21 protein-coding genes and 1 pseudogene are annotated in these 24,067 nt (G+C 65.5%); 13 read left to right on the forward strand and 9 right to left on the reverse strand.

Annotation, left to right across the window (positions count from 1 at the left end):
* Window positions 1-260: 260 nt before the first annotated feature.
* The 4 genes and pseudogenes from HUV01_RS00355 (at window position 261) to HUV01_RS00365 (ending at window position 2,667) form a co-directional block, all read left to right on the forward strand.
* Window positions 261-995 carry a helix-turn-helix transcriptional regulator gene (locus HUV01_RS00355; protein WP_174296339.1) on the forward strand — a complete coding sequence of 245 codons (735 nt, stop codon included), beginning with the start codon at window positions 261-263 and terminating at the stop codon, window positions 993-995.
* Between the two features lie 176 nt (window positions 996-1,171).
* Window positions 1,172-1,371 (forward strand): annotated as a pseudogene (locus HUV01_RS14990) (siderophore-interacting protein); the annotation flags it as partial.
* A 66-nt stretch (window positions 1,372-1,437) separates the two neighbouring features.
* A complete protein-coding gene (locus HUV01_RS14995) occupies window positions 1,438-1,839 on the forward strand; it encodes a siderophore-interacting protein (protein WP_254606276.1) in 402 nt (133 codons plus the stop codon).
* 3 nt (window positions 1,840-1,842) lie between these two features.
* Complete coding sequence (locus HUV01_RS00365; protein WP_174296340.1) at window positions 1,843-2,667, forward strand: pirin family protein; 825 nt, start codon at window positions 1,843-1,845, stop codon at window positions 2,665-2,667.
* 32 nt (window positions 2,668-2,699) lie between these two features.
* Here HUV01_RS00365 and HUV01_RS00370 read toward each other — a convergent pair whose 3' ends face one another.
* The 5 genes from HUV01_RS00370 to HUV01_RS00390 form a co-directional block, all read right to left on the reverse strand.
* Entirely contained in the window at window positions 2,700-3,473 is a 774-nt protein-coding gene (locus tag HUV01_RS00370; protein WP_174296341.1) for a GntR family transcriptional regulator, read from the reverse strand.
* A 354-nt stretch (window positions 3,474-3,827) separates the two neighbouring features.
* Window positions 3,828-4,553, reverse strand: a complete 726-nt coding sequence (locus tag HUV01_RS00375) for an aldo/keto reductase (protein WP_438827130.1) — start codon at window positions 4,551-4,553, stop codon at window positions 3,828-3,830.
* Window positions 4,554-4,575: 22 nt separating this feature from the next.
* Complete coding sequence (locus HUV01_RS00380) at window positions 4,576-4,875, reverse strand: helix-turn-helix domain-containing protein (protein WP_217430854.1); 300 nt, start codon at window positions 4,873-4,875, stop codon at window positions 4,576-4,578.
* 26 nt (window positions 4,876-4,901) lie between these two features.
* Window positions 4,902-5,653 (reverse strand): IS5 family transposase gene (locus tag HUV01_RS00385; RefSeq protein WP_174296361.1). Its coding sequence is split into 2 segments (ribosomal slippage): window positions 4,902-5,323 and window positions 5,323-5,653, totalling 753 coding nucleotides; the frame shifts between segments, so codons are not numbered across the junction.
* A gap of 34 nt (window positions 5,654-5,687) precedes the next feature.
* Window positions 5,688-6,113, reverse strand: coding sequence for a hypothetical protein (locus HUV01_RS00390; protein ID WP_174296342.1), 426 nt, complete (start codon window positions 6,111-6,113; stop codon window positions 5,688-5,690).
* An 836-nt stretch (window positions 6,114-6,949) separates the two neighbouring features.
* Between HUV01_RS00390 and HUV01_RS00395 the strand changes: the two genes are divergently transcribed.
* Entirely contained in the window at window positions 6,950-7,873 is a 924-nt protein-coding gene (locus HUV01_RS00395) for an MBL fold metallo-hydrolase (protein WP_174296343.1), read from the forward strand.
* A gap of 117 nt (window positions 7,874-7,990) precedes the next feature.
* On the opposite strand, the gene HUV01_RS00400 is transcribed toward HUV01_RS00395, so the two are convergent.
* Window positions 7,991-9,934, reverse strand: a complete 1,944-nt coding sequence (locus HUV01_RS00400) for an energy transducer TonB (protein WP_174296344.1) — start codon at window positions 9,932-9,934, stop codon at window positions 7,991-7,993.
* Window positions 9,935-10,218: 284 nt separating this feature from the next.
* Window positions 10,219-11,712 (reverse strand): FAD-dependent monooxygenase, encoded by a 1,494-nt coding sequence (locus HUV01_RS00405; protein ID WP_174296345.1) that lies wholly within the window; start codon window positions 11,710-11,712, stop codon window positions 10,219-10,221.
* An 819-nt stretch (window positions 11,713-12,531) separates the two neighbouring features.
* Here HUV01_RS00405 and HUV01_RS00410 point away from each other — a divergent pair.
* From HUV01_RS00410 to HUV01_RS00420, 3 genes are all read left to right on the forward strand, one after another.
* Window positions 12,532-14,952: a TonB-dependent receptor gene (locus HUV01_RS00410; protein WP_174296346.1), complete on the forward strand. Its 2,421-nt coding sequence runs from the start codon at window positions 12,532-12,534 to the stop codon at window positions 14,950-14,952.
* Window positions 14,953-14,980: 28 nt separating this feature from the next.
* Window positions 14,981-15,856 carry an alpha/beta fold hydrolase gene (locus tag HUV01_RS00415; protein ID WP_174296347.1) on the forward strand — a complete coding sequence of 292 codons (876 nt, stop codon included), beginning with the start codon at window positions 14,981-14,983 and terminating at the stop codon, window positions 15,854-15,856.
* A gap of 168 nt (window positions 15,857-16,024) precedes the next feature.
* Window positions 16,025-16,720 carry an SDR family NAD(P)-dependent oxidoreductase gene (locus tag HUV01_RS00420; RefSeq protein ID WP_174296348.1) on the forward strand — a complete coding sequence of 232 codons (696 nt, stop codon included), beginning with the start codon at window positions 16,025-16,027 and terminating at the stop codon, window positions 16,718-16,720.
* 3 nt (window positions 16,721-16,723) lie between these two features.
* Here the strand turns inward: HUV01_RS00420 and HUV01_RS00425 are convergent, their stop codons facing one another.
* Complete coding sequence (locus HUV01_RS00425; protein WP_174296349.1) at window positions 16,724-17,509, reverse strand: IclR family transcriptional regulator; 786 nt, start codon at window positions 17,507-17,509, stop codon at window positions 16,724-16,726.
* 157 nt (window positions 17,510-17,666) lie between these two features.
* Here HUV01_RS00425 and HUV01_RS00430 point away from each other — a divergent pair, with 157 nt between their 5' ends.
* From HUV01_RS00430 to HUV01_RS00450, 5 genes are read left to right on the forward strand one after another with little or no spacing between them, the layout of a single operon-like run.
* Complete coding sequence (locus tag HUV01_RS00430; RefSeq protein WP_217430855.1) at window positions 17,667-18,176, forward strand: PCC domain-containing protein; 510 nt, start codon at window positions 17,667-17,669, stop codon at window positions 18,174-18,176.
* Complete coding sequence (locus tag HUV01_RS00435) at window positions 18,173-18,514, forward strand: PCC domain-containing protein (protein ID WP_174296351.1); 342 nt, start codon at window positions 18,173-18,175, stop codon at window positions 18,512-18,514. Before HUV01_RS00430 ends, HUV01_RS00435 begins: the two co-directional genes overlap by 4 nt.
* Window positions 18,508-20,229 (forward strand): D-lactate dehydrogenase, encoded by a 1,722-nt coding sequence (gene dld / locus HUV01_RS00440; protein WP_174296352.1) that lies wholly within the window; start codon window positions 18,508-18,510, stop codon window positions 20,227-20,229. Before HUV01_RS00435 ends, dld begins: the two co-directional genes overlap by 7 nt.
* Window positions 20,222-21,388 (forward strand): acetyl-CoA acetyltransferase, encoded by a 1,167-nt coding sequence (locus HUV01_RS00445; RefSeq protein WP_174296353.1) that lies wholly within the window; start codon window positions 20,222-20,224, stop codon window positions 21,386-21,388. The genes dld and HUV01_RS00445 overlap by 8 nt, the downstream gene beginning before the upstream one ends.
* Window positions 21,389-21,426: 38 nt before the next feature.
* Entirely contained in the window at window positions 21,427-22,956 is a 1,530-nt protein-coding gene (locus tag HUV01_RS00450) for an acyl-CoA synthetase (RefSeq protein WP_254606277.1), read from the forward strand.
* Between the two features lie 328 nt (window positions 22,957-23,284).
* Here HUV01_RS00450 and HUV01_RS00455 read toward each other — a convergent pair whose 3' ends face one another.
* Complete coding sequence (locus HUV01_RS00455; RefSeq protein WP_174296355.1) at window positions 23,285-23,998, reverse strand: UTRA domain-containing protein; 714 nt, start codon at window positions 23,996-23,998, stop codon at window positions 23,285-23,287.
* Between the last annotated feature and the right edge of the window lie 69 nt (window positions 23,999-24,067).

The following is a 24,067-nucleotide window of genomic DNA, read 5'->3' on the forward strand; positions in this document are numbered from 1 at the left end:
ATGGTTTGGAGCGAGGCGGGGAGACCACACCGTCGATCAGAGGTATTATTGACCATACAACCTTAGTGCGTTATTTCCTCAGGTCAATCGAGCGTGGGTTAGAACAGGCGCGACGACGCCCGGTCCATGCTGGAGCCGCAGGAATCGGAGCCCCGCGCCGGCGTGGCCAATCCTGCGGTGGAGGATGTCTGGCGAAAGGTCTCCTGATGCAGGTTCATCAATCATTCGAAACGGCCCTTCATCCGGTCAGGACCCGCAACATGCTGGGACCGCTGATCGAGGCGGTCGGTACCAGTCAGTTTCCCAAGCTGCTGTTCGACTCGATCCAGGACGATGTGGAGTGCGTCCACCTCAGTGCGTTCGCGAGCGAGCAGGGTACCCGCGCGCTGATCCTCGCCGAGAACCAAAGTCCGGCCAGGACCGCAGGTGATCGCGACCGGCGCCACCTCGACACCTATTGGAAACCCGATCGGAGCCTTTATCGGAGCAGGGGGCTCGGCGACGAGCGGCCGGCCGACCTGTTCCTGTTCGAGATCATGCCGAGCGATCTTGGGCGTGGCGATCATTGCGCCGACTGTTACGCAACGATGCGCGTGGGCGCGCGACTGTCGGTCTGCGAGACCCGTGGATCACGGACGCTCCGGCTGAACGTCTATTCGCCTACCTCGTTCGCGCCGCATGAGCTGGATTATCTTAGGGACCATGCCGCACTCTTCATGCCGCTGGTCTGGCGGCACGCGAAGGACTGCATCAAGTCCGCCGAGCCCGGCGACGAACTCGAGGTCCGGCTTAGGAAGGTGGCGCCCGACCTTACGCAACGCGAGAACCAGGTGTGCGCGCTCATCGCGCTCGGTGTCACCTCGGAAGGCATAGCCATCCGTCTGGCGATGCGGCTGAACACGGTGCTGACCTATCGCAAGCGCGCCTACAAGCGCCTCCGGATCAGTTCGCAGAACGAACTGTTCCGCCTCATCTGGTCGCCGCAACCCACATGATCGCGGCATCAGCCCCGGGCGCGCTAAAGGACCTGCCGATGCTCGCGCCGACCGCCGTGCCGTCGCCGGAGCCTGAGCCTGAGGGGAGCGAGACCCGCCATCGTGTCGTCCGCATGCGCCACGAGGCCCGTCGCCGCCGGCTGACGCTGGAGCGGATCGAGCGGCTCACCCCCAACATGCTCAGGCTCCACTTCCATTCGGACGACCTCGGCGACTTCGCCAGCGGCTCGTTCGACGATCACATCAAGCTGTTCATCGGCTCGGGCGACGGCCAGCCCGACGGCCGCCGATGCGCGATTTCACGCCGCGCCGGTTCGATGCCGCCGCGGGCACGATCGCGATCGACTATGCGGTGCACGAGGCAGGCCCGGCGGTCGACTGGGCGCTGGCGGCGGCGACCGGCGACGCGCTGGAGATCGGCGGCCCGCGCGGCTCGACGGTGATGCCCGACGATTTCGACTGGTACCTCCTGATCGGCGACAGCACCGCCCTGCCCGCGATCGGCCGCAGGCTGGAGGAGCTACGCGCAGGCGTGCCGGTGAAAACCGTCGTGCTCGTCGCCGACGCCGCCGATGCGCAGGCGATCGAGACGGGTGCCGAGTGGACGCCGCACTGGATCGTCCGCGTGGAGGGCCAGGATGAAGCGGTCGCGCTGCGCCAGGCGCTGGCCGGACAGCCACTGCCCGCCGGCGACGGCTTCGTCTGGATCGCCGCCGAAGCCGGCGTGGCGCGCGCCGTGCGCGGCCTGATCGTCGACGAGCTGGGCCATCCGCGCGAATGGACCAAGGCGGCGGGCTATTGGCGGCGCGGCGTCGCCGCTGCGCATACCCGGATCGAGGACTGAGCGATGCCCAGCAGCCTGGAAGCGATCACGCCCGCCGGCGCCTATCGCCAGCTGAAGCCCGGCCTGCTCAACCGCGAGGTCTTCCCGCCCCGCGATCCCGCGCGGACCTCGCCCTTCATCGTCCTTGCCGAAGATCTGATCGAGCCGGGCATGGAGTCTTTCGGCATGCATCCGCATCGCGGTTTCGAGACGGTGATGCTCCAGCTGAAGGGCAGCAACGCCTTTGAGGACAGCCTGGGCGACACCGGCGTCACCGGCCCCGGCGATGTCGAGTGGACCTGCGCGGGGCGCGGCATCCTGCATGGCGGTCGGCCGGTCGGCGACGAGAGGCTCCATTCGCTCCAGCTCTGGCTCAACCTGCCCGCCGCGCTGAAGACGGCGCCGCCGGGGATGAGGAACCAGTCGTTCGCCGACACGCCGACGATCCGCAAGGATGGCGTCACCACGACCGTCTATGCCGGACGACACGGCGGCGTCGTCCAGCCGCATCTGAGCCTCTGGCCGCTGACGCTGATCGAGACGAGGCTCGACGCCGGCCGGTCGGTGACGTTCGAGATCGGTGCCGGGACACGCGCCTTCGCCTATGTCGTCGACGGCGCCGCGACGGTTGACGGCGCGCCCGTCGCCGGCGGTCATGTCGCGTGGTTCCGACGCGTCGACGAGGCATCGACCGCGACGCTGACGGCTCAGGGAGGCGCGCATCTGGTCTACTACGCCAGCGTGCCGATCGACGAGCCCGTCGCGTTGGGCGGACCCTTCGTCATGAACAGCGAGGCGGAGATCCAGGCCGCCTATGCCGATCTGAAGGCCGGCCGGATCGGTCGCTGACGGCGCGGCACTAATCGGTCAGGGCCGATCGTTCAGGAAGGCATGGTCTCGGCGTCGAGCCGCAGGCGGACCTCGAACGAGGCCGGCGAGACCAGCATCTCGAAATGCTCGACCATCAGGCCGCCCTCGTCCATGTGCTCGCGCCGGACGCGGATCAGCGGTGCCCCTACCGCGACATCGAGATGCCCGGCGACGAGGGGGCTGGCGAGCTGCGCGCTGATTACCTGCGTGCCGGAATGGAGCCGGTGGCCGGCGCGCGCCAGCAGCTCGTACAACGAGGTGCTGCGCAGCGCCGCCTCGTCGATGTGACGGGCGATAGCCTGGGGGATGAACGTCGTGACGAAGAAGGTCGGCAGCCCGTTCAGCAGCCGGACGCGGACCGCGCGCTGGAAGATGTCGTCGACGGGATGACCGAACGCCGCCTGGATCTCGGGGGGAGCGGTCACGAGGCCGACCTCGACCAGCCGGACCGTCGTCGTGCGGTGGATGTCCGCGATGTGCGCGATCAGATCGGCGACGGGCGCATGCGTCTCGGCCGAGTGCATCCCGCCCGCCACGAACGTGCCCACGCCCTGGCGCCGCTCGATCAGCGCGTCGCGCTCCAGCGACGACAGGGCGGACCGGATCGTCACGCGCGAGACCGCGAACGATCGCGCCAGCTCATCCTCGGCCGGCAGGCTGTCGCCGGCCTTGTACCGCCCGTTGCGAATGCCGTCGCGCAGGACGAGATAGACTTGGTGGTGGAGCGAGGTGCCCTTGACGCGCTCGATCGCCGTCGCGGGCGCCTTTGCTTGTGGCGAGTTCACGGACGCGATGCCGCCGGCCGGCGCTGCTGTCCGGACGTCTTGGGCATGCGGGTCACCGTTGCCGAGCGGCATTGGGATAGGCCCGATGGCATGCCGTGCGACCAACGTACGCGCTCGCGACCGAACCGGGTTCGTTCATCGCCTGGTCGACATGGCGATCCGCGTGCATCCGACATCGTTCAAGCGCCTGATCAGTCGAGGCATCACCCATGGCATGCGTCACCGTCTATCAACCGCACCTCGGCCTTCCAAGCGTATTTGCATCCGCCGATCCTGGCGATCCGCAGCCGTCCTCGCGCTGGCCGTTCGCCAATCCCTAGCCCGGCAGCAATTCGGTGTCGATCTGCGTCTGAATCACGGCGGAATAACGCGCGCCTGCCAGCGCGTTGCCCGGGAACAGCATGTCAACCACGGCGATGAGGTCCGCGGGCATCGGCAGCGTGGCGCTGTGGATGTTACCGTGGGCGTAAGTATCGTCGTGCACCACCCCTGAGAGCAGCCGCGCGCGACTGGCGAGAAGGCGACCAGCGCAATTCCCAGTTCGCGGCAGGCCGTGAGCACCCCCGCCTCCCCCTTGCGCGACATGGGCGAATACTCGCTCTGCACCGCCGCGATCGGGTGCGTGGCACGCGCGCGGCGGATGGTGGCGGCACCCATCTCGCTCAGGCCGATCGCACCGATCTTGCCCGCGTCCTTTGCGCGCACGAGCGCGCCGGCTGACTCCTTCACCGGCACGCGCCTGTCGAGCCGGTAGAGATGATAGAAGTCGATATGATCGGTGCCGAGCCGCGCCATCGCGCGGTCGAGCGTGCCCGCGATCGCCGCCGGGCTGCCATCGAGACCGCGCGTGCCGTCGATCATGTCGAGCACGCATTTCGAGGCCAGCGTGAATTCGGACCGGCGATGCATCACCGCCCGGCCCCGCAGCCGCTCGTTCTCCCCACCGCCATACAGCGCCGCGGTGTCGAGCAGCGTGCAGCCGTGATCCGGGGAGCGCTGGCCGAGGTGCGCGCCGCGGCCGAGCAGGTGAAGGGGCGGGTCGAGGCGGCACTGCCCGCCGACTTCCCGGAGGCGCTGCACACGAGCGTGCAGGCGGCGATCGTCACGCGCCTGGCGCGGCTGGACACGGCCGAGGTCTAGCCGGACGGCGCCACGCTTCCCCGGACGCCGCCAGCACGTCGCCGAGCAGCGCGACCGGGTCGACCCCGATCGCCAGCGCCACCGCGACGTACTCGTCGACGCCCGGCATGCGCTCGCCGGTCTCCATCCTCGACACGTACGCCTGCTGCCAGCCGAGCCGCTCCGCCAGGTCGACTTGTCGCAGCTTCGCCGCCCGGCGCGCATCCGCCAGAGCCGCCACGAGGCGGGCGTGCAGGTCGGGCGGGGCAGGGGAAGCGGGCACGCCGGATACCTAGGCCGGATCGACATTCATCGTAGCCAGATCATGGCGGCGGCGAGGTGTACAAAGCCGGTGAAGTGGATGGTACGCCGGTCGTAGCGGGTGGCGAAGCGGCGGAAGTGCTTCATGCGGCCAAAGCATCGCTCGATCTGGTTGCGATGCTTGTAGGCGCGTTCGTCGTGCGGGATCGGAACGTCGCGGTTACGCTTGGACGGGATCACCGCTTTGGCACTCATGGCCGCGATCCGAGCGCGTAAGTCATTGCCGTCATACGCCTTGTCGACAAGCACTGCCTTGGCCTGCTGACCTTCGAGCAGGCCGGGAGCGGCCGCGATGTCGCTGGCCTGCCCCGCCGTGATCCGGAACCGTAACGGCCGACCGAACGTGTCGGCAAGCATGTGGATCCTGGTCGTCAGTCCGCCGCGGGAACGCTCCAGCGACTGATCCCTGGTCCCCCTTTTCCGCTCGCCGCCTGCTGATGCGCGCGGACGATGGTGCTGTCGAGCATCAGACAGGTGTTGTCGCGGTCGGCAGTGGGAGCGTCGAACACCTTCTCCCACACGCCGGCATGGCACCAGCGGCTGAAGCGGCGATGCACCGTCTTCCACTTGCCGTACCGCTCCGGCAGATGCTGCCAGTGCGCGCCCGACCGCAACACCCACAGACATCCGTCCACGAACAAGCGGTTGTCCTGTCCGCTCCGTCCCGGATCAGACACCTTGCCGGGCAGTAGCGGCGCGGTCCTTGCCCACTGCGCCTCACTCAACTCGTACCGCTTGATCTCCGTAGTCCGCTCCGTGCCTCAACACGGAACCTCATGAACCAGACATCCAACGCGTTTGGGAATCCTGAATGTCGATCCGTCCTAGGAAGAAACGAGGATTAAGTTGTCTCATCGTACTCATCTTCTTATCAGCCCGATATGCGGTCCTGATCGGCTTGGCCACCTCCCTTCCGGATCGCTCATGTGCAGAGACAGAGAGCAGCATCCGTTCCTCGATAACCATTTGCACGTCGAGAAATCCTCGGCTAAGCTTCATAATGCTCTCCGGAGTATATCCCTCCTGCCCTAATCGCTCGGTACACCGCACTAGGGAACGCAGGTGCGCTTTGATCAGCAGCAGGTGGTCAATGACTGTCCTAAGTTCCTTGCCGGTAGCGCCCATATCCACTCTCACTTGCGCAGGTCCGTCGAACATCGCGTCGCCGCAGGCGTCATTTGGCCCAGCGAACGGCTGCAAGCCACCTTTCCGACCCACCTTGATGAACGTCCGCTGTTGGGGAACCGAAAACTGGCCGTGAATGACCGAGACTGGGTCGAAGCAACGATCCAGCGCTGGGTGCGACGGTGTTTGCCAAGACTTTACCGAACGACGAGTAGACCTCCTGCATGACAACGGACGCTATCCGGGTGACCATGCCTCGCCATATGACATGAACCGGCTGGCCGACTTCTATCGCGACGCTGCCCATCGATCCTCCGGATCGATCTTGATCGGCGATCCGATCAGCGCCGGACCAATGCGGTTGCTAGCCATACACTCGATCGAGCTAAACCTTTCGGCCTATCTCCTGCTGCAAGGTTCATCCTGGCCCGCGATCCGCAAGATGGGCCACGATTTAACAGCGCGTCTCGAATGCGCGACGGGAAAAGGGTTGGTGCTCCGGGAACGAACTTCGGCCCACATCCGCGCGATCGCGCGCGACCGCGAGTACCTTGTCGCCAGATATGGACCCGATTGTCTCTCGACCGCTTCACAACTGAATAGGCTGCTTGCGACGCTTGAGGAGCTCGCGCGAAAGGTGTCGCGGGCAGTGGCATGTACTCCGCCTTCGCAGCCGATCCCTCATCAGTGCTCCGGCTCCGCTGAAGGCGGAGAAAGGACCGGCTCACTTACATGAACGAGCGGCCGGCTCCGGGTAAGCACTGGACGGCATCAAGTGGCCGGGTATGGGTCCACGATACGCGATAAGACCATGAGGCGCCCGAGGCACGCGACGTTCCCGTTCGGAAATACTCACCTGTTCGCCGCAATTGGGATTGGCGGGGCCGCGGTATCGGCACTAGGAACGTCTCATGTTCCGGGTCGGCAAGACGCGCATCCAGAAGGTCTTCGAGATGGACCTGAACGGGATGATGTTCGAGCAGCTCCTGCCGGATCTCGATCCCGCCGACCTGCGCGCGCATCCTGACTGGGTGCCGGCCGGAACCGGTGATGACGAAGGCCATGCCCTGCTGAGCATCCACAGCTGGCTGATCCACCACGACGGCAGAACCATCCTCGTTGACACCGGTGCCGGCAACGACAAGGCCAGGCCCGACCAGCCTATCCTGGACCACCTTGGCAGTCCGTTCCTAGAGCGGCTGCGGCAGGCGGGGGTCGGCCCCGGGCAGGTCGACGCCATCCTCCACACCCATATCCATTCGGACCATGTTGGCTGGGACACACGGCTGGAGGGTGACCGCTCGGTGCCGACCTTCCCCAACGCCACGGTCATCTGCTCGGGACTGGAATGGCGCTACGGCGCTGCGCTTGCCGATGACGATGCGGATGGCATCGCGGCGGCCCGGCGACAGGCGGGCCTGGGCGAGCCGGTCCGCACGCCTGTATCCGGCACCTTCGCCGACAGCATGCGGCCGCTGGAGCCTGCCGGCAAGGTCTGGCTGATCGACGTCGACGGCAGCGAGGTGCTACCCGGCATCCGCTTTATCCCGACGCCCGGCCACAGCATCGATCACGCTTCTATCGAGATCGAATCCGACGGCGAGGTCGCCTTGTTCGGCGGCGACGTCCTCCATCATCCCCTCGAGATCCACGACACCGACCTCGTTTCCTGCTTCTGCGAGTTTCCCGGCGCCGTCGGTCGCTCGCGTCGTGCTCTCCTGAAGCGCGCTGTCGAGCGGCGAGCGACAGTCTTCAGCAGTCATTTCCCGCTCAGCTCCGCGGGCCGAATCGTTCGTGAGGGCGATGGCTACGCATGGAATTTCGAGAAGGAGTAAATGCTCTACTGCATCCAGTATCCGTCATTCCGCACAAGGCAGCACGCGGAAGATTAACGAGCAGCCGCTTTCTGGAAGCCTTGATGGTACCGTGAATGACCGGGAATGGGGAACGTATCAGTACGGCAGCTGCCACCGCACCGCTTGGGTCTGAGCACGACACGTGTAGGGCGCTCCACCCCTCTTCGCCGGCTCATAGTTGAGCGTTGGGCTCTTTGCGACGGCGACGGCGTCGAAAGCGAAAGGCGGGTCCGATACAAGAATGCGCGGGGTTCGTGCTACGCCAGTCGGATCGATGCTGAACTCCAGTACCGTTCGTCCTTGCAGAAGTGCTTGGATCAGGTCCGGCGGGTAGTCGTCGGCGGTGATGTTCGAGGAAGCGAACTTCACCGCCGGGGCGGCAACGCTGCACATGTCGGGCGCCAACCCGTACTCGCGGGCAAGGTCGCTCACAGCCGCAGCATCACCCTGCTCGCTTCGAACGCCGATCAGACGTAGCGCCAGGGCGAGGGTGCGCGGGTCTTGAGAGCCGGAGTGTGCCCGGACCACTGCGAGCGCTTGATCGAGCAGTTGCGTGCGAAGCGCGCTAGGGGCTTGGGAGAAGGCAGTTGCCCCGCTCACGAGCGTGTAGAGGGTGTCGAGCGAGACGGCGTTGTCCTTGCCAGCCTGTTCCAACAGCATTTGGAAGTCGGCCTGCGCGGCGGCGACGGACTTGTTCTGCGCTGCGACGTCCAGCGACGTCGCTGAAATCGTGCTCAGGAGGACGAGGTCGGGTGGGCCGCCGTTCGAAGCGATAGTATCGGCAATCCGATGCGACAGCGCCGCAGCTCGTGTCCGCGCTTCCTGATCGCCGAAGCCGCCCGCGACCGTGGCCGATAGAATGCGCAGCAGCACCGGGAGCAGCATGACCGACTTCGACCCGTACCGACGCTCGCGCTCGGCAAGGGCGCTGGCCAATGACGCTGCGTCGGTTTCATCGCCCGTTTCGAGCAGGGGGTAGGCACCCCGACCGGTACTCCAGCTCAGGACTTGGTCGTCCAGGTTCGCCTTGACTTGGTAGTCGGCGGCCGGAGCGGTGCGACACTTGAGGACGGTCGCCGTGGCCTGCCCGTCCTGGACTTTATAATCCGGGTCGCGGGCAACGGCATTTAGGAATGGCGCGGCGATGCCGGGGCGACTTGCCCAGACGAGCGAAAATCTTGGCCTTCCGGGCGCTGCCTGCCGCACAAACTGAACGGCAACGCTGTCCTCCGGCCTGACCCCTGAGAAGCCGCAAACCGGGACGTCGGCGGCCAGCACATCCTGACCCGTGCTGAGGCCGCGGTTAAGCCGGTCCACCGTGAGCAGCGCGATGAGCCGTTCGCGCTCGCCCGTCCTGCCCGCCGCGACCAACATGTCGGAAGCCACTCGTGCTGCGGCGGCCTGCTCCGCGCCGGCAAGCGGCGCCTCGGCCCAGGCGCGGCCCAGCGACGCCCGCGATGCGTCGTCGTGGCCTCCGAGCGCCTCGGCGCGCGCACGCTGGAGATCGACCTCCCAAGCTTGCCTCGGCAGCGGCTGCGCGCCCTGCAGTGAGGCGGCTGCCTCGTCGGGGCTGTCCATCATGCGCAGACGCGCGTAGCCGAGGACAGCGCTGAAGCGATCACCAACGGGAGCGTCGCGGTTGTCGCGTACCATTTGGTAGCCCTGTTCCGCCTCCTTCAACTGGCCCGCCTCTTCTCGCGCCGTCGCGAGCAGGAGGTGATAGTGAGCTAGGCCCCGCAGCTTGGTATCGGAGGTGAGCCTTGTCAGCAGCGTAATCGCGCTTGCCGGCGATCCATTGACCGATATGACCTCCGCAAGGAGGCGGTCAAGCAGAGGGTCAGGTCCTGCCTTGTCGGTCCGCGGCAGTCTTTGCTGCACCAATGTATTCAGCTCGATCTCGGCGCGTCGATAATCGTGCGCCATCAGGGCTCGCTCGACCGCGAACCCATCGCCGGCCGGCACGGGCGGAGCGGCAAGCGCGATTGAACACGTCCCGGCAATCAGGATCCCCGTGCAGGTCGCCCTTAGCTTCACCGTCATAGCTCTCTCCCTCTGGAGTACATTCCCGAGGTGGGGTCGAGCGTCAAGCCGCCCAAGTTTTCCCCCGCGGCGATGGCGGGCTGGAGGAGAGAAGCGGTTGGATCGCTCCACTATGGCGCGCGCCCGCGCGCACGACTTGCGCAATAATTGAATTAGTTCGCCACACCCGCACCGTACGTAGTTGATGGTCGACCTTTGAAGCGGGTCCAAGGCTGACATGAACCAATGTCGGGTTCTGGTATGCGGCGAGGCGGGCCTGAAGGTCCACTTTCGGGTCGAAGCGATCAAGGCTGGCCGGATGCGTTGCCGACGATATCGGTCACCGCAATGTTGGCAAGATAGCGTTCGGCTTCGGCCCAGTCATCCCGATCACCCGAAAACCCGATGTACCCGTCTGGTCGCACGATCAGGAGACAGTCGGGATCACCAGGTGCTCGGGGCGCTGGCTCTAGGAAACCACCAAAGCGGCTCGCAAAGGCGGTCGCCTGCTCTACGTTGGCGGCAAACAGCGCCCATCGCGGCGCCGGTCCGGACCCGGGCGGCGCACCGCTATAGAACTTCGGGTCGAGCCGCCGCCCGGCACGTTTGCCCTCCGACAGGGAGCTGCTTGCGTAATGGATGTCGATCTCGCTCATCGTCGTCGCCATCCGATGCTGGACGGCGTGAAGACCGAGCATCATGCGGAGAGCCAAGTTTCGCGCAGCAAGGGCGATGGGGCTAGAGAGCGTCGCCATGTCGGTCATCAGCTTCGCATTGCGCAGCACTCCGTCGCCGACCTTGCTGCGTTCCTCGCTATAGCTGTCGAGTAGAATGTCGCGTGCCTCGCCGCGGACGACCAGCGCCAGCTTCCACGCAAGGTTGAAGGCGTCCTGCATTCCGGTGTTCATGCCTTGCCCGCCCGCCGGGCTGTGGACGTGGGCAGAGTCACCGGCGAGGAACACGCGGCCCACGCGGTAGTCCGCGACCTTCCGCTCGTTGATGCGGAAGTTGGCGAGCCAGACGGGATCGGTCGCTCGGAAGCCCCCGCCGGCGCGTTCCTCGATCAGTCTTTGCACGTCATCGAGGGTCGGCTGTGATCGTTGCTGCGCAGAATCGACCTTGCCGACCGCCGCGACGATGCGCGCGCGACCGCTGGGCATGGGGAACACCGCGAAGGGTCCGTCGTCGTGAAGATAGGGCGCGATCTCGTCCGCGGGCGGCTTGCCCTCGCCTTCCAGGCGGACGTCGGCGAGGATCCAATCGCCACCCTCTGCCGAACCATCGAACGGTAGTCCGAGACCATGCCGGACTGCGCTGTGCGCGCCGTCGCAGCCGATCAGCCAGGGCGTGTCGACCGTCTCCTCCCGCCCATCAGCATGGCGGAGCGTCGCTAGCACGCCGCTCGGGGTCTGCGCGAACCCAGTCAGCGCGACTTCACGCTCGACCGCCCCGCCCAGCGCAATGAGGTGGTCGTGGAGAAGTCGTTCGGTATCGCACTGGGGAATCATCAGCGCGAAGTTGTAGGGGCTCGAAATATCGTCGAAGCCGGTGCGGCCCAAGACCGAAGCGCCGCTGCGGATCGCCGCGCGGTGAGCTTGGAGGCCGGCGTCGAGAAAGGCCCCTGTGCAACCCATCCGGTCGATCAGCTCCAGCGTGCGGCTCCAGACCACCAAGGCCTTGGACGTGCGGCTCGGCTCCGGGCTCTGGTCAACCAGCCGAACGGGGACGCCGTATCGCATCAGTTCGGCGGCCATGGTGAGGCCCACCGGGCCCGCGCCGATGATCAGGATTGGGTGCATGCGCTGCCTGTCCCTTCGCCGAAGTTCGTCGGCATCCTAGCGCTACGATGTCGGCGGCACATCGGTCGCGTTCGACGAGTCTCTTCGCACGGCCGATCAGATCTGACAGCGAAGGGGAGTGGGCTCATACACACATGAACCAACGGCCGCTTTTGGGAAATCGATCGAGAGAGGTCCAGGGACTGCATGGAGTCCTCGCTGCCGGAAGCAGTCGGGCTGCACACGCGGATAAGTGGCCGCTCGTTCAGATCGCGTCAGCTGGTTTTGTAAACTTGGCTTGTGGAAAAGAACTCGTCCAAGCTCCGACCGCCGCCGGCGTTTCGACCAGCCACCGAGCAACGATGCACTCGAAACCAGCGTCTGCCTCAATTGCCGTGAACAACACGCACCGGTAAACCAATGTAGCAGGCAAGAGGGAAGGGCGCGATGACGGGTAGCCGACCCGTTCGCCACACGATCGAGCCATCTACCGATCGAGGTCTGATCCGAATGGCCCATCGCTCACCTTCCCGTCACAGGTTCCTTGTCGAAGCCGCGCGCGGTTAGGGAAAGGCTGCGGCCATACCTAGTCGCAACACCTTCAGCGATGCGATGTCGGGATGGGTCATGACAGTCGGGCGTTTGACCAATCCCGAACGATCAATTTCAATATCAGCTTGGGCGATTTCATTCTCCGATCTTCAACGCAGGCGAACGCACATAGTTGATGCAAATCCGGCGGGCCGAACCATCATGATCCAGTGGCGCAAGCAAGCGTCGGCCTGATCGTAATCGCGACGGGGCTTTAGGAAGGGGATTATGATGGGCTCGAGGATATCCTTGGCGCTGTCGTGCTGCGCGATCGCATTGATCGCCGGGAATGCACAGGCGCAGACCGCCACGCCGGCGCCGCCTGCCCAGACTGCTACTCCAGCGGCTCAACCACCCGCCAGCGAGCTGCAGAGCACGACCGCCGGAACGCCCACTGCCCAAGGACAGCCGCCAGCCGAAAACACGGCACCGCCCCCTACAGAGACGCAGCGTACGACAGTGGAGACCGCCGCTACTGCCCGACCTGATAGCGGCGACATCGTGGTCACGGCGCGCAGACGGTCCGAGAGCATCCAGAAGGTGCCGATCTCGATCATAGCGGTCACCGGTGCCACGCTCCGCAACCAGGGTGTCCAGGACCTGAAGCAATTCTCGTCGTTCGCGCCCGGCGTCAGCATCAACAACGGTCGCGCCGACGGCGGAGGCACGACGGCGCAGATATTCATCCGCGGCGTCGGCCAGAACGACTTCCTCATCCCCAACGAACCCGGCGTCGGCCTGTACGTGGACGACGTTTATGTCGCCAGCTCGAGCGGCGCCCTCAACAGCCTGGGCGACGTCCAGTCGATCGAGGTCCTGCGCGGCCCGCAGGGAACGCTCTACGGCAAGAACACCATCGGCGGCGCGATCCGCATCACCACTGTGAAGCCCGATCTCGACAAGTTCAGCGGTAGCGCGTCGATAGCGGGCGGGTCGTACAACCGGATCGACATCTCGGCAGGGGTAAATATTCCACTCGCGAGTACCATCGCCCTGCGCGTTTCCGGCATCAGTCGGCACACCGACGATCTGCAGAAACGCTACCTGGGCAAGGACGGCGATGGTCAAGGCGACATCAACCAGGATGCTGGTCGCGCCGTGCTGCTGTGGAAGCCATCGAGCGACTTCGATCTGACGATCTCGGGCGACTATACCCGTATACGCCAGCACCAGGCCTATGGAGGCAACATCGGCTACGTTCCGGGAGGGAGCCCGCTCGTCGACGCGCTCAACAACGAATATTATCCGAAGATCAACGCCTCGCTCGGGCTTGCGGCCGACTCGCGGTTCGACTCCCGGTGGGCGACGGCTCCCGACGCCGTCGGCGCGACCGGACCCAACTCCGATCACTACGACATCTGGGGCGTGTCGGCGATCGCCAACCTTCGCCTGACTTCGGACATATCGCTGAAGTCGATTACCGCGTTCAGGAGGGTCAAGGGCTTTGCCGGGCGCGATGGCGATAGTTCGCCCTATCCGCTTCTCGAGACGGTCAGCTATGACAACAACAAGCAATTCTCTCAGGAACTCCAACTCAGCGGTTCGTCGTTCGGCGACCGCTTCAAGTGGACGACGGGTCTCTACTACATGCATCAGGATCTGGAAAACCGGATTGTCGCAAACTTGTGGACGGGTTTGGTCACGACCTCGATCCCGATCGACTTCGACGCTCGCTCGCTCAGCCAGCTCAGTGGCAACACCTACGCCGCATTCGGCCAAGGGACGTTCGACATCACACCGCGGCTTCATCTCACCGGCGGCCTGCGCTACAATCGGGAAGAGCGCAATTTCCACAATGACTGGTATTTTCTCGTCCAGCCGCGCTCGTACACCTGCCCCGGGATCGATGTCACCGGCAGTTTTATCAAGTGCGAGTCGACGGACAACGTCGTAACCCCGGCGGCATCGCTATCCTACGACCTCACCTCGGACAAACTGGTGTATGCCTCCTACTCCGACGGCTTCAAGGTTGGTGGATGGACGCCCCGCCTGTTCAGTCAGCAGTCGTTGCGCCGCTACCTTCCCGAGCGTCTGAAAGCGTATGAGCTCGGCCTGAAGACAAGCTGGTTCGCTCGCCGCCTCACCTTCAACGTGGACGTATTCCAAAGCGACTACACCAATCTCCAGCTGACGACCATCCAGGCGGACAGCACCGGCGCGCCCCAGCCGACCGTGCAGAATGCCGGCGCGGCCCGTATCCGCGGAGTCGAGTCCGACCTCGCCATCCGGCTCGACAGTGGCACCCGCCTTCAGGGCGGTCTCAGCTACCTCGACGGCGAATACCGCAGGCTCGACCCGGGAGTCTCCTTTCCCCTGAGTGCCAAACTGCCCGAAACGCCCAAGCTGTCGCTCAGCGGCTCGATCGATCAGACATTCGAGCTGACGCGCGGCGACAAGATCATCGCCCGTCTCGACGCATCTTACAGGTCGAAGACCTACAAGGAAGCGAACAACGTCGAGGCCGTGGCCCAGCGGCCATACGCACTGCTCAACGGCCGTGTCTCCTACACGTTGCCGAACGACAACGTGACATTCGCCGCGTACGTGACCAACCTTACAGATAAACGCTACCTCGTAAGCGGTATCGACGTCGCGAGCACGTTCTCGCTCTACGAGGCCTATTATGGCCGGCCCCGCGAGTTCGGCGGCGAGATTTCCATCCGGTTCTGACGGTCGCTTGATGGTGCAGAGAGAAACCTTGTCGATCAACGCCACGCTTCCGCCGTCACCGTCGCTGGTGACGGGCTGGATGACCGCCAGTGATGGCGCGCGCATGCCTTACCGGATGAAAGGTGACGGTCCCGCGCTCATCATGGTGCCGGGCTGGTCACAGTCAGGAGCGATGTTCCAGCATCAGCTCGACCACCTTTCCGACCGCTGGACCGTCATCGTCCCCGATATCCGCGGCCACGGCGAGGCGCCGGAACCGGACGGAGGTCTTCGTATGGCACGGCTCGCGCGCGATCTTCATGAGCTCATGGCGCATCTGAGCCTCGGCTCGGCCAATCTGCTGGGCTGGTCGATGGGAGCTTCGGTCCTGTGGGCATTCATCGACCTGTTCGGCACCGATGCGATTGACCGTCTGATCCTGGTCGACCAGCCTTCCATGCTGCTCGCGCTTCCCGGCATGGACGAGGAGGAGATCGCCGATGCCGGAGCGATCTTCCCGGTCGATCAGCTCTATCAGCTCTACGCTGCCCTGCGCGGTCCGGACGGCGATGCTACGCGCGCCGGGTTCGTTGCGGGCATGGTGACCAAATCGATCTCGCCGGTGCTGTACGACTGGATCCTCGACGAAAACGCGAAGACCTCGCCCAAGCTGGTGGCGGAACTGCTCCTCAGTCACTGCACGAACGACTGGCGCGGCGTGCTTGCCAGGATCGACCGGCCGACGCTGGTGATCGGCGGCAGCGTCAGCCACGTTCCGCCGCGATCGCAGCGGTTTATCCACTCGCGCATAGCCGGCTCGACCTACCACGAGTTCGACGCTGAGCACGGCGGAGCCCATTTCCCGTTCCTGGAGGCACCCGACGCCTTCAACGATGTCGTCGCCGCGTTTCTCTCGGCGAAATGACGCCGTCATGACCATCGCTGCTGGCCGCACGTCGCCGACCACACGCCATTCTGCCGGCGCTTGCGTCGATACCGGAGAACAATCGTGACCGTTCGCGGACCAGTCAGCAGCGAGCGTCTTGCCGGCCGAGTCTGCGTCGTCTTTGGGGGTGGGGCGCCGAACGATGGCATGAGCGTGGGTCAGGCCGCGGCGCTTGCCTACGCCGCGGCGGGCGCGGAGGTCGTGATCGTCGACGTTCATGCAGAGAACGGCCGCCGAACGGCCGATCTGATCGCCAACGCGATGGTGGTCGAGGCGGACGTCACGGACGAGGCGACGGTCGAGCAGGCCATCCGTGCGACGCTCGCCCGACATGGTCGACTGGACGTCCTCCACAACAACGTCGGGGTTCCGATAGCCGGCGACTTCGATACGCTCTCGCACGAGCACTGGACCAGGGGCATGGCGCTCAACTGCATCGGTGCGGCACTGACGACCCGCCACGCCGTTCCGCATCTGATCGAGGCACGGGGCGTGATCGTGAACGTCTCCAGTATCGCGGCGATACGGCATACGGGTATGAACTATGCGATCTACAACGCTTCCAAGGCGGCGCTCGACCAGATGACCGTCGCGGTGGCACTGGAATATGCATCGCGCGGCGTCCGCGCCAACGCGATCCTGCCGGGGCTTCTCGACACCGACATGGGCCGGTCGCTCGCCGACCCGGACGATCTGTCGGCGCGCAGCCGGCGCAGTCCGACGGGGGAGCAGGGCGACGTCTGGGATGTCGCGCATGCGGCGGTCTTCCTCGCATCCGACGAGGCACGCTACATCAACGGGCACCTGCTGGTGGTCGATGGCGGTCTTTCCCGACGCTGCTGATCTTCAGGCGATCGTCTCCAGTCGGTTGCCGATCAGCAGCGCGCGTTGCTCGATCTTCTCGATGCCGGCCTTGAGCAGGTCATTGATCATGCGCACGCGAACCTGGCTAAGACGATCCAGCACTGCCGTGACGCTGATGACCGCGATCCCCTGCCCGGATGGACCACGGATCGGACGTGCGACGGCGCCCATGCCCGCGACCACCTGCCCGGCATAGTGCGCGTATCCTTGATGCCGCGCCGCATCGACGTGCTCGAAGATGTCATCCGGGCGCACCGAATGGAATTTGGATATCTCCACGGCGTTGTACTGGATCGAATGCCTGACCTCGGCATCGGTCATGGTTGCCAGCATGGCGACGCCGCCCGCGCTGACGCCGAGCGGCACGCTCTCGCCCACCGTCAGCGTCTGCGCCTTGATGGGATAGCTGCCCGTCGCGCAGTCGATACAGACCGACTCGTGGCGGTTCCGCACCGAGAGGAAGACCGTGTCCCCCGTTTCCTTGGCGATCTCGGCGACGATCTCGCGGGCATGGGCGAGGACCGAGAAGCGCCGAGCGGCGATCGCCCCCAGGTTGAACAGGTATACTCCGAGTCGGAAGCGGCGGCTCTCCGTGTCGCGATCGACAAGGCCGATACGCCCCAACGATACCAGTGCGCGGTAAGCCGTCGCCTTGTCAAATCCCGTGGCCGTGGCGATCTCGCCCGATGTCATTCCGTGTTCGGACCCGCGCTCGAACGCGCGCAGGATGTCGCCGACGCGCTCGATCGTCTTGGATCCGCCTTCCATCCGCCTCTCCCGCCGTTTCGATTAGTGAACTCGGCGTGCAGATATTTGTCGAAAGATGGCGGCAGGGCAAGATGGCTGTTCGCCGTTGCACGCCATTCATCCAATCGGGAAGCCGATGACGGAGGAGAATGGCGTGGAACATCGATGCGCCGTGGGGATGCGCACGGTCGTGCATCCCGGTGCGCCGCTACCGGCCCGGGCACAGGCTGTCGAGGTGGAGGTTTCATCGTCCATGCGGTTGGTCGTGCCGCCGGGACGCGACCTGTTCGACGTGGTTCATGAAAGGCTTCAGGCTGTCCGCGCCGACGGCGGCTCGTTCACGCTGGGGGAAGGCACGGTCGATCGCCTCAGCGTGATGACGGGCGGTGCCGGGCGCGATGGACTGCCGATGGGCTTCCACGGTCCCCGTGCGATGGACGGCCCCCTCACCGTCGTCGCGGGAGCCGCCGGCTCCGGTATCGATGAAAGGGGCGAACGCTTCACTCACTGCCACGCCGCCTTTCGCGACAGCTGCAGACGCCTCGTCGGAGGACACCTGATTCCGGGCGAGACGATCGCGGGAACAAGCGGCATCGTCGTCGAATTGACCGCACTCAACGGTGGACGGTTCCGCCGTCGGTTCGACCCCGAAACGCTGTTCAGCATCTTCCATCCGGAGCGGGCATGAGCGCGATCCTGCTGAAGCTGCAGCCCAACCAGGATATGACCGAAGGGCTTGAAGCGGCGATAGCCGCCGTAGGCATGCGTCATGCGCGCGTCGTGGCCGCTGTCGGCAGTCTCGTCGAGGGTGTGATCCATCGCGGAGCCGGGGTCGAGATCGTCGAGGGACCAGCGGTCGAGATCGCGGCGCTCAGTGGCGAAGTGCATGTTGATGGAACGTCGAGGCTCCACGGCTTCATGATCCGCCAGAACGCGGAGGTCGTGGAAGGCGAGCTGATGCGCGGGTGCAACGCGGTCGGCGTGACGTTCGAGCTGTTGCTGGAAGCGAGCGGCGAGCGATGCTGAAGGCGAACCTCATCCTGTCCTTGCGTGACGTGGTCGGTCGCTCGCAGGTTCTCGTGACCAGCCGTGGCACCAGACGCTATTGGCAGGGCTATCGCACGGAGCCAGGTCACGGTTCGACGCGGTCCGGCATGTTGGCCGTCGTCAGGCCGGGCACGCTTGTCGAACTCTGGCGTGTTCTCCGGGTGCTGGTGGCGCAGGAAGTCGCGATCATCGTCCAGGCGGCGAATACCGGGCTGACGGGAGGGTCGACGCCCGACGACCGCATCGATCGTCCCGTCGTCATCATCAACACGATGCGGCTGCAGGGCATCCATCTCGTGGCGGGCGGCACCCAGGTGATCTGTCTTCCCGGCGCGACCCTCCATCGGCTGGAAAAGGTGGTGCGGGCCGTCGGGCGCGAGCCGCATTCCGTAATCGGCTCGTCATGCTTCGGTGCGTCGGTGATCGGCGGCGTGTGCAACAGTTCAGGAGGGGCGCTGGTCCGTCGCGGGCCGGCCTACACCGAGGCGGCGCTGTTCGCGCGGATCGAGGCGGATGGCACACTCCGGCTCGTGAACCGTCTTGGCGTCGATCTGGGCGACGATCCCGAGACGATGCTGGCCCGTCTCGAACAGGGAGACCTCGTCGAAGGCACCGAAATCCTGCCGGCTTCCGACCCGGACTACCACGATCACGTACGCGCGATCGACGAAGCCACCCCGGCCCGGTTCAACGCCGATCCGCGCCGGTTGCACGACGCGTCGGGAAGCGCGGGCCGGCTGGTGGTGTTCGCCGTGCGGCTTGACACCTTTTTCCGAGAGGAAGCGGGCGCGACCTTCTATCTCGGCACCAACGACCCGGGCGAACTCACCGATCTGCGGCGCCGGCTGCTTTCGGCTGGCCAGGATCTTCCCGTGTCGGCCGAATACCTCCACCGCGACGCGTTCGACATCGCCGATCGCTATGGCCGAGACACCTTCATTGCCATCCGACTGCTCGGCACCGACCGGTTGCCGCTTCTGTTCGCGCTGAAGGCAAGGGTCGACGGGTTCGGGGCGGCCATCGGCCTCGCGGACCTGTCCGAGCGTATCCTGCAGCGCATCGGCAGGCTGCTTCCGGACCATCTGCCCGCACGGCTGCGTCAATGGCGCGCGCGCTTCGAGCACCATCTCATCCTGACCATCGGCGCGGACTCCCTCGCACCGACGCGGGACATGCTCGCGGAAATGCTGCCCTCGGCAAGCGGCGATCTGTTCGAGTGTACCGCGGACGAAGCGTCCAGAGCGTCTCTTCACCGCTTCGTGACCGCCGGCGCAGCCGTCCGATACCGCGCGGTTCACCGCAAGACGACCTCAGGCATCGTGGCGCTCGACGTGGCGCTGCCGCGTAACGCTGCCGATTGGTTCGCCGCCTTGCCCGAGACGCTTGATGACGAGGTCGTCGCCGTGCTGCGCTACGGTCACTTCCTCTGTCATGTGTTCCATCGGGACTATATCATCCGCCGGTCCGCCGAAGCCTCGGCGATCAAGGCAGAACTTGTGCGCAGGCTGGACGAGGAAGGCGCCGAGTATCCCGCTGAGCATAATGTCGGACGCCAGTATCGGGCCAAGCCGGCGCTCGCCGCTTTCTACAAGGCGCTTGATCCGACCAATCGGCTCAATCCCGGCATCGGCATGACCCCGACGGGTCCATCCTGGGGCGAGCAGACCATGAAACAGGAGGAATCGCATGACTGATGCCGCCATCGTCGGCTGGGCGCATACGCCGTTCGGCAAGCTCGCGGCGCCCGACGTCGAGCATCTCATCGCTTCGGTGACCGGGCCAGCGCTCGATCATGCCGGCGTTCCGGCCGACATGGTCGACGGTATATTCGTCGGCACCTTCAATCAGGGTTTCTCGAAGCAGGGTTTCGAAGGTGCGCAGGTTTCGCTGGCGATCCCGGAACTGGCCCATGTGCCGGCGGTCCGGGTCGAGAACGCCTGCGCGACCGGGTCGGCGGCCATCCACGCCGCGCTGGACTTCCTTGATGCCGGGCGCGGACGCGTCGCGCTGGTCGTCGGTGCGGAGAAGATGACCGCAGTGCCGACGGCCGTGGCGAGCGACATCCTGCTGAGCGCCAGCTATCGTCCGGAGGAGGCAGACGTCGACGGCGGCTTCGCCGGGCTCTTCGGCCGCATCGCCGCCAACTATTTTCAACGCTATGGCGATCGTAGCGAGGAATTGGCGATGATCGCCGCCAAGAACCATGCGAACGGCGTCGCCAACCCCTATGCCCAGATGCGCAAGGATCTCGGCTTCGAGTTCTGCAACGCGGTTTCCGAGCGCAATCCGTTCGTGGCGGCACCGCTGCGTCGGACCGACTGCTCGCTGATCTCGGACGGCGCCGCGGCGATGGTGATCGCGACGCGGGAGGTCGCGGAGGGTCTTGACCGCGCCATCGGCTTCCGGGCGCGCGTTCAGGTGAACGACCACCTTCCCTTGTCGCGTCGCGATCCCACTGCGTTCGAAGGCGGAAGGAGAGCGTGGCGTTCGGCACTCGAAACGGCCGGCGTATCGCTGGACGATCTGGATTTCGTCGAGACGCATGACTGCTTCACGATCGCCGAGCTGATCGAATACGAGGCGATGGGGCTGACCCCACCCGGCGAAGGGTATCGCGTGGTGCGCGAGGGCTGGGCTCGCAAGGACGGTCGTCTGCCGATCAATCCGTCCGGCGGCCTGAAGGCGAAAGGCCACCCGATCGGCGCGACGGGGGTATCGCAGCACGTCATGGCGTGCCTCCAGCTGACGGGGCAGGCTGGCGACATGCAGCTCGGCGATCCGTCGCTCGCCGGTGTCTTCAACATGGGCGGCGCGGCCGTCGCGAACTATGTCTCCATCCTGGAACGGCGGTGATGAGGCGCTCGTCGCAGCGGGTGATGAATCTCGCTCACATGCTGCGCCAAGCTGCGCGGCGTCATCCCGGTGGCATCGCCTTCGTGCATCGCGATCGGGTGCTGAGCTGGGCCGAGCTCGACGACCGGGTGGACGCCTTCGTCAACGTGCTGGCGGAACGTGGCGTCGCGAAGGGTGATCGCGTGCTCGTCCAATCGCGCAACTCGCATCAGCTCGTCGAGACGATGTTCGCCTGTTTCCGGATCGGCGCGGTGTGGGTGCCGACCAACTTCCGCCAGACGCCCGGCGAGGTTGCATGGCTTGCGCAATCGAGCGGTGCGCAGCTTATGGTGTGTGACGCACACTTCCCCGACCACTCCGCCGCCTGCGCGATCCCTGACGTCATCGCGATCGGGTCCGGTGACGATGCCGATTACGACGGGCTGATCGACAGCCGCCGGGGGCGACCGTTCCGCGACGCCGATGTCGAGCACGATGATCCCTGCTGGTTCTTCTACACCTCGGGGACCACGGGTCGGCCCAAGGCGGCGGTCCTGACCCATGGTCAGATGGCGTTCGTCATCACCAACCATCTTTGCGATCTGATGCCGGCCACCACCGATCGCGACGCGTCTCTGGTCGTGGCGCCGTTGACGCATGGAGCCGGCGTCCATCTGCTGACCCAGGTCGCCCGCGGTGCCAAGACCGTGTTGCCGGGAGGTGACCGTTTCGACGCCGGCGAGGCATGGGCGCTGGTTGAGCGCTGGGGCGTCACGAACATGTTCACGGTTCCCACGATCCTGAAGCTGCTGGTCGAGCATCCTTCCATCGATCAGCACGACCACGGATCGCTGCGGCACGTGATCTACGCTGGTGCACCGATGTACCGTGCCGACCAGAAGCGGGCGCTTGCCGTGCTTGGTCCCGTGCTCGTGCAGTATTTCGGGCTGGGCGAGGTGACCGGTGCGATCACCGTTCTGCGCCCCGAGGACCACCATGCCGAGGACGGCCCAACCATCAAGCCGGCCACCTGCGGCCGCGAACGCACAGGCATGCAGGTGTCGATCCAGAACGTGGAAGGCCGGGAAGTCGGGGCTGGCGAAACAGGTGAGATATGCGTCTGTGGTCCGGCGGTGTTCGCCGGGTATCACGACAATGACGAGGCGAACGCGAAGGCTTTCCGCGATGGCTGGTTCCGAACCGGCGACCTTGGCCATCTAGATGCCGAAGGCGACCTGTTCATCACCGGCCGGGCCTCCGACATGTTCATTTCCGGCGGATCGAACGTCTATCCGCGCGAGATCGAGGAGAAGATCCTGACGCACGAGGCGATCGACGAGGTCGCCGTCGTCGGTATGCCTGATCCGGTCTGGGGCGAGATCGGCGTCGCGGTCTGCGTGCTTCGGCCTGACATCGAACTTACCGATGTCGCGTTGGTGGAGTGGCTCAAAGGGCGGATCGCCTCCTACAAACTTCCCCGGCGGGTGATCTTCTGGGACTCCCTACCAAAATCCGGATACGGCAAGGTCACGAAGGCAGCCGTAAAGCAGGCTCTTGCCGATAGGGGCGGTGCGGATGCCGCTGCATAGTCTTGGTACGATATGTCCGATGGTATCGGACAACAGTTCAACGTGGATCGCACCGTCTGCGGACGTGATCTGCGACGTTGAAGTCGGTACCTTGGCCAGCATCTGAATTGATACCGTTGTCCGGGGAGATGATACCCGCATTATAGGGGATCGTTCTGATATCTTCAATTCACGCTAAGATCAGATCGCCCACAGAAGCCTGTTGCGCTTGCGCTTGCGCAGCGAGCCTGAGTTACCGGTGCGGCGATCGCCGATCTCCAGCGCCGCTGTGCGACTTTGGACCGGATGGTAGCCGCAGTGCAAGTCGCGGGGATGTTTCCTGACGCTGTCAGTACGAAGATGGCATCCTCCCAGCCGGTCGGTCGCCCGGGGTGAACGACGCGACCAGGTCGTAGCGGTCGCCTGGAAAGGTCTGCCGCACATAGGTGATCGGCTCGTCGAGCTGCCACGTCCATCGCTCCACCTGGAGACAGGCGGTTCCCGCCGCGATGCTCAGCGCGCGCGCCACCGCCCGGTCGGCGGCGACCGCGCGGATGCGATGTCGCGCTCCGGTCCAGCCGACATGCGCGAGCAGCCAGTTGCCTGGCGCGACCTCGGCGAACGGCTCGGCGGCGGCGTCGGGCACGGCGGTGAGCGAGATCAGCCGCCATTCGAGCGCGAACGGGGCGTCGCCCTCATCGTGCACTCCCGTCACGAGCAGCGCGGGGGCGGCGAGCGACGCCGTCTCGCCGCCGCGGGCGGGTCGCACCCGATCCGGCCGCCAGCGATGGACGCCGCCACGGTCGGCGATGACCTGCGCCAAGTCGGGCACCGCCAGCACCGCCGACTGGGCGGCGGGCTTGGCGACGAACGATCCTGCCCTGCGCCGCCGCTCGATCAGCCCGGCGCGCGCCAGCGCCTCCAGCGCCTTGCTGACGGTGGCGCGCGAGCAGGCGTAACGGGCGACCAACTCGTGCTCGAACGGGATGCGCATCCCCGGCCGCCACTCGCCCGAGCGGATGCGCTCCTCGATTTCCGAGCGGATGCGCTCGCTCAGCGTCACGCCGTCAGCCGCGCCAGCACCGCGCGATACCGCGCCGCCACCGCGTCGGCCGCGAGGTGGCGGCCGCCC

The sequence above is a fragment of the Sphingomonas bacterium genome, assembly GCF_903643035.1.
Classification (GTDB): Bacteria; Pseudomonadota; Alphaproteobacteria; order Sphingomonadales; family Sphingomonadaceae; genus Sphingomonas.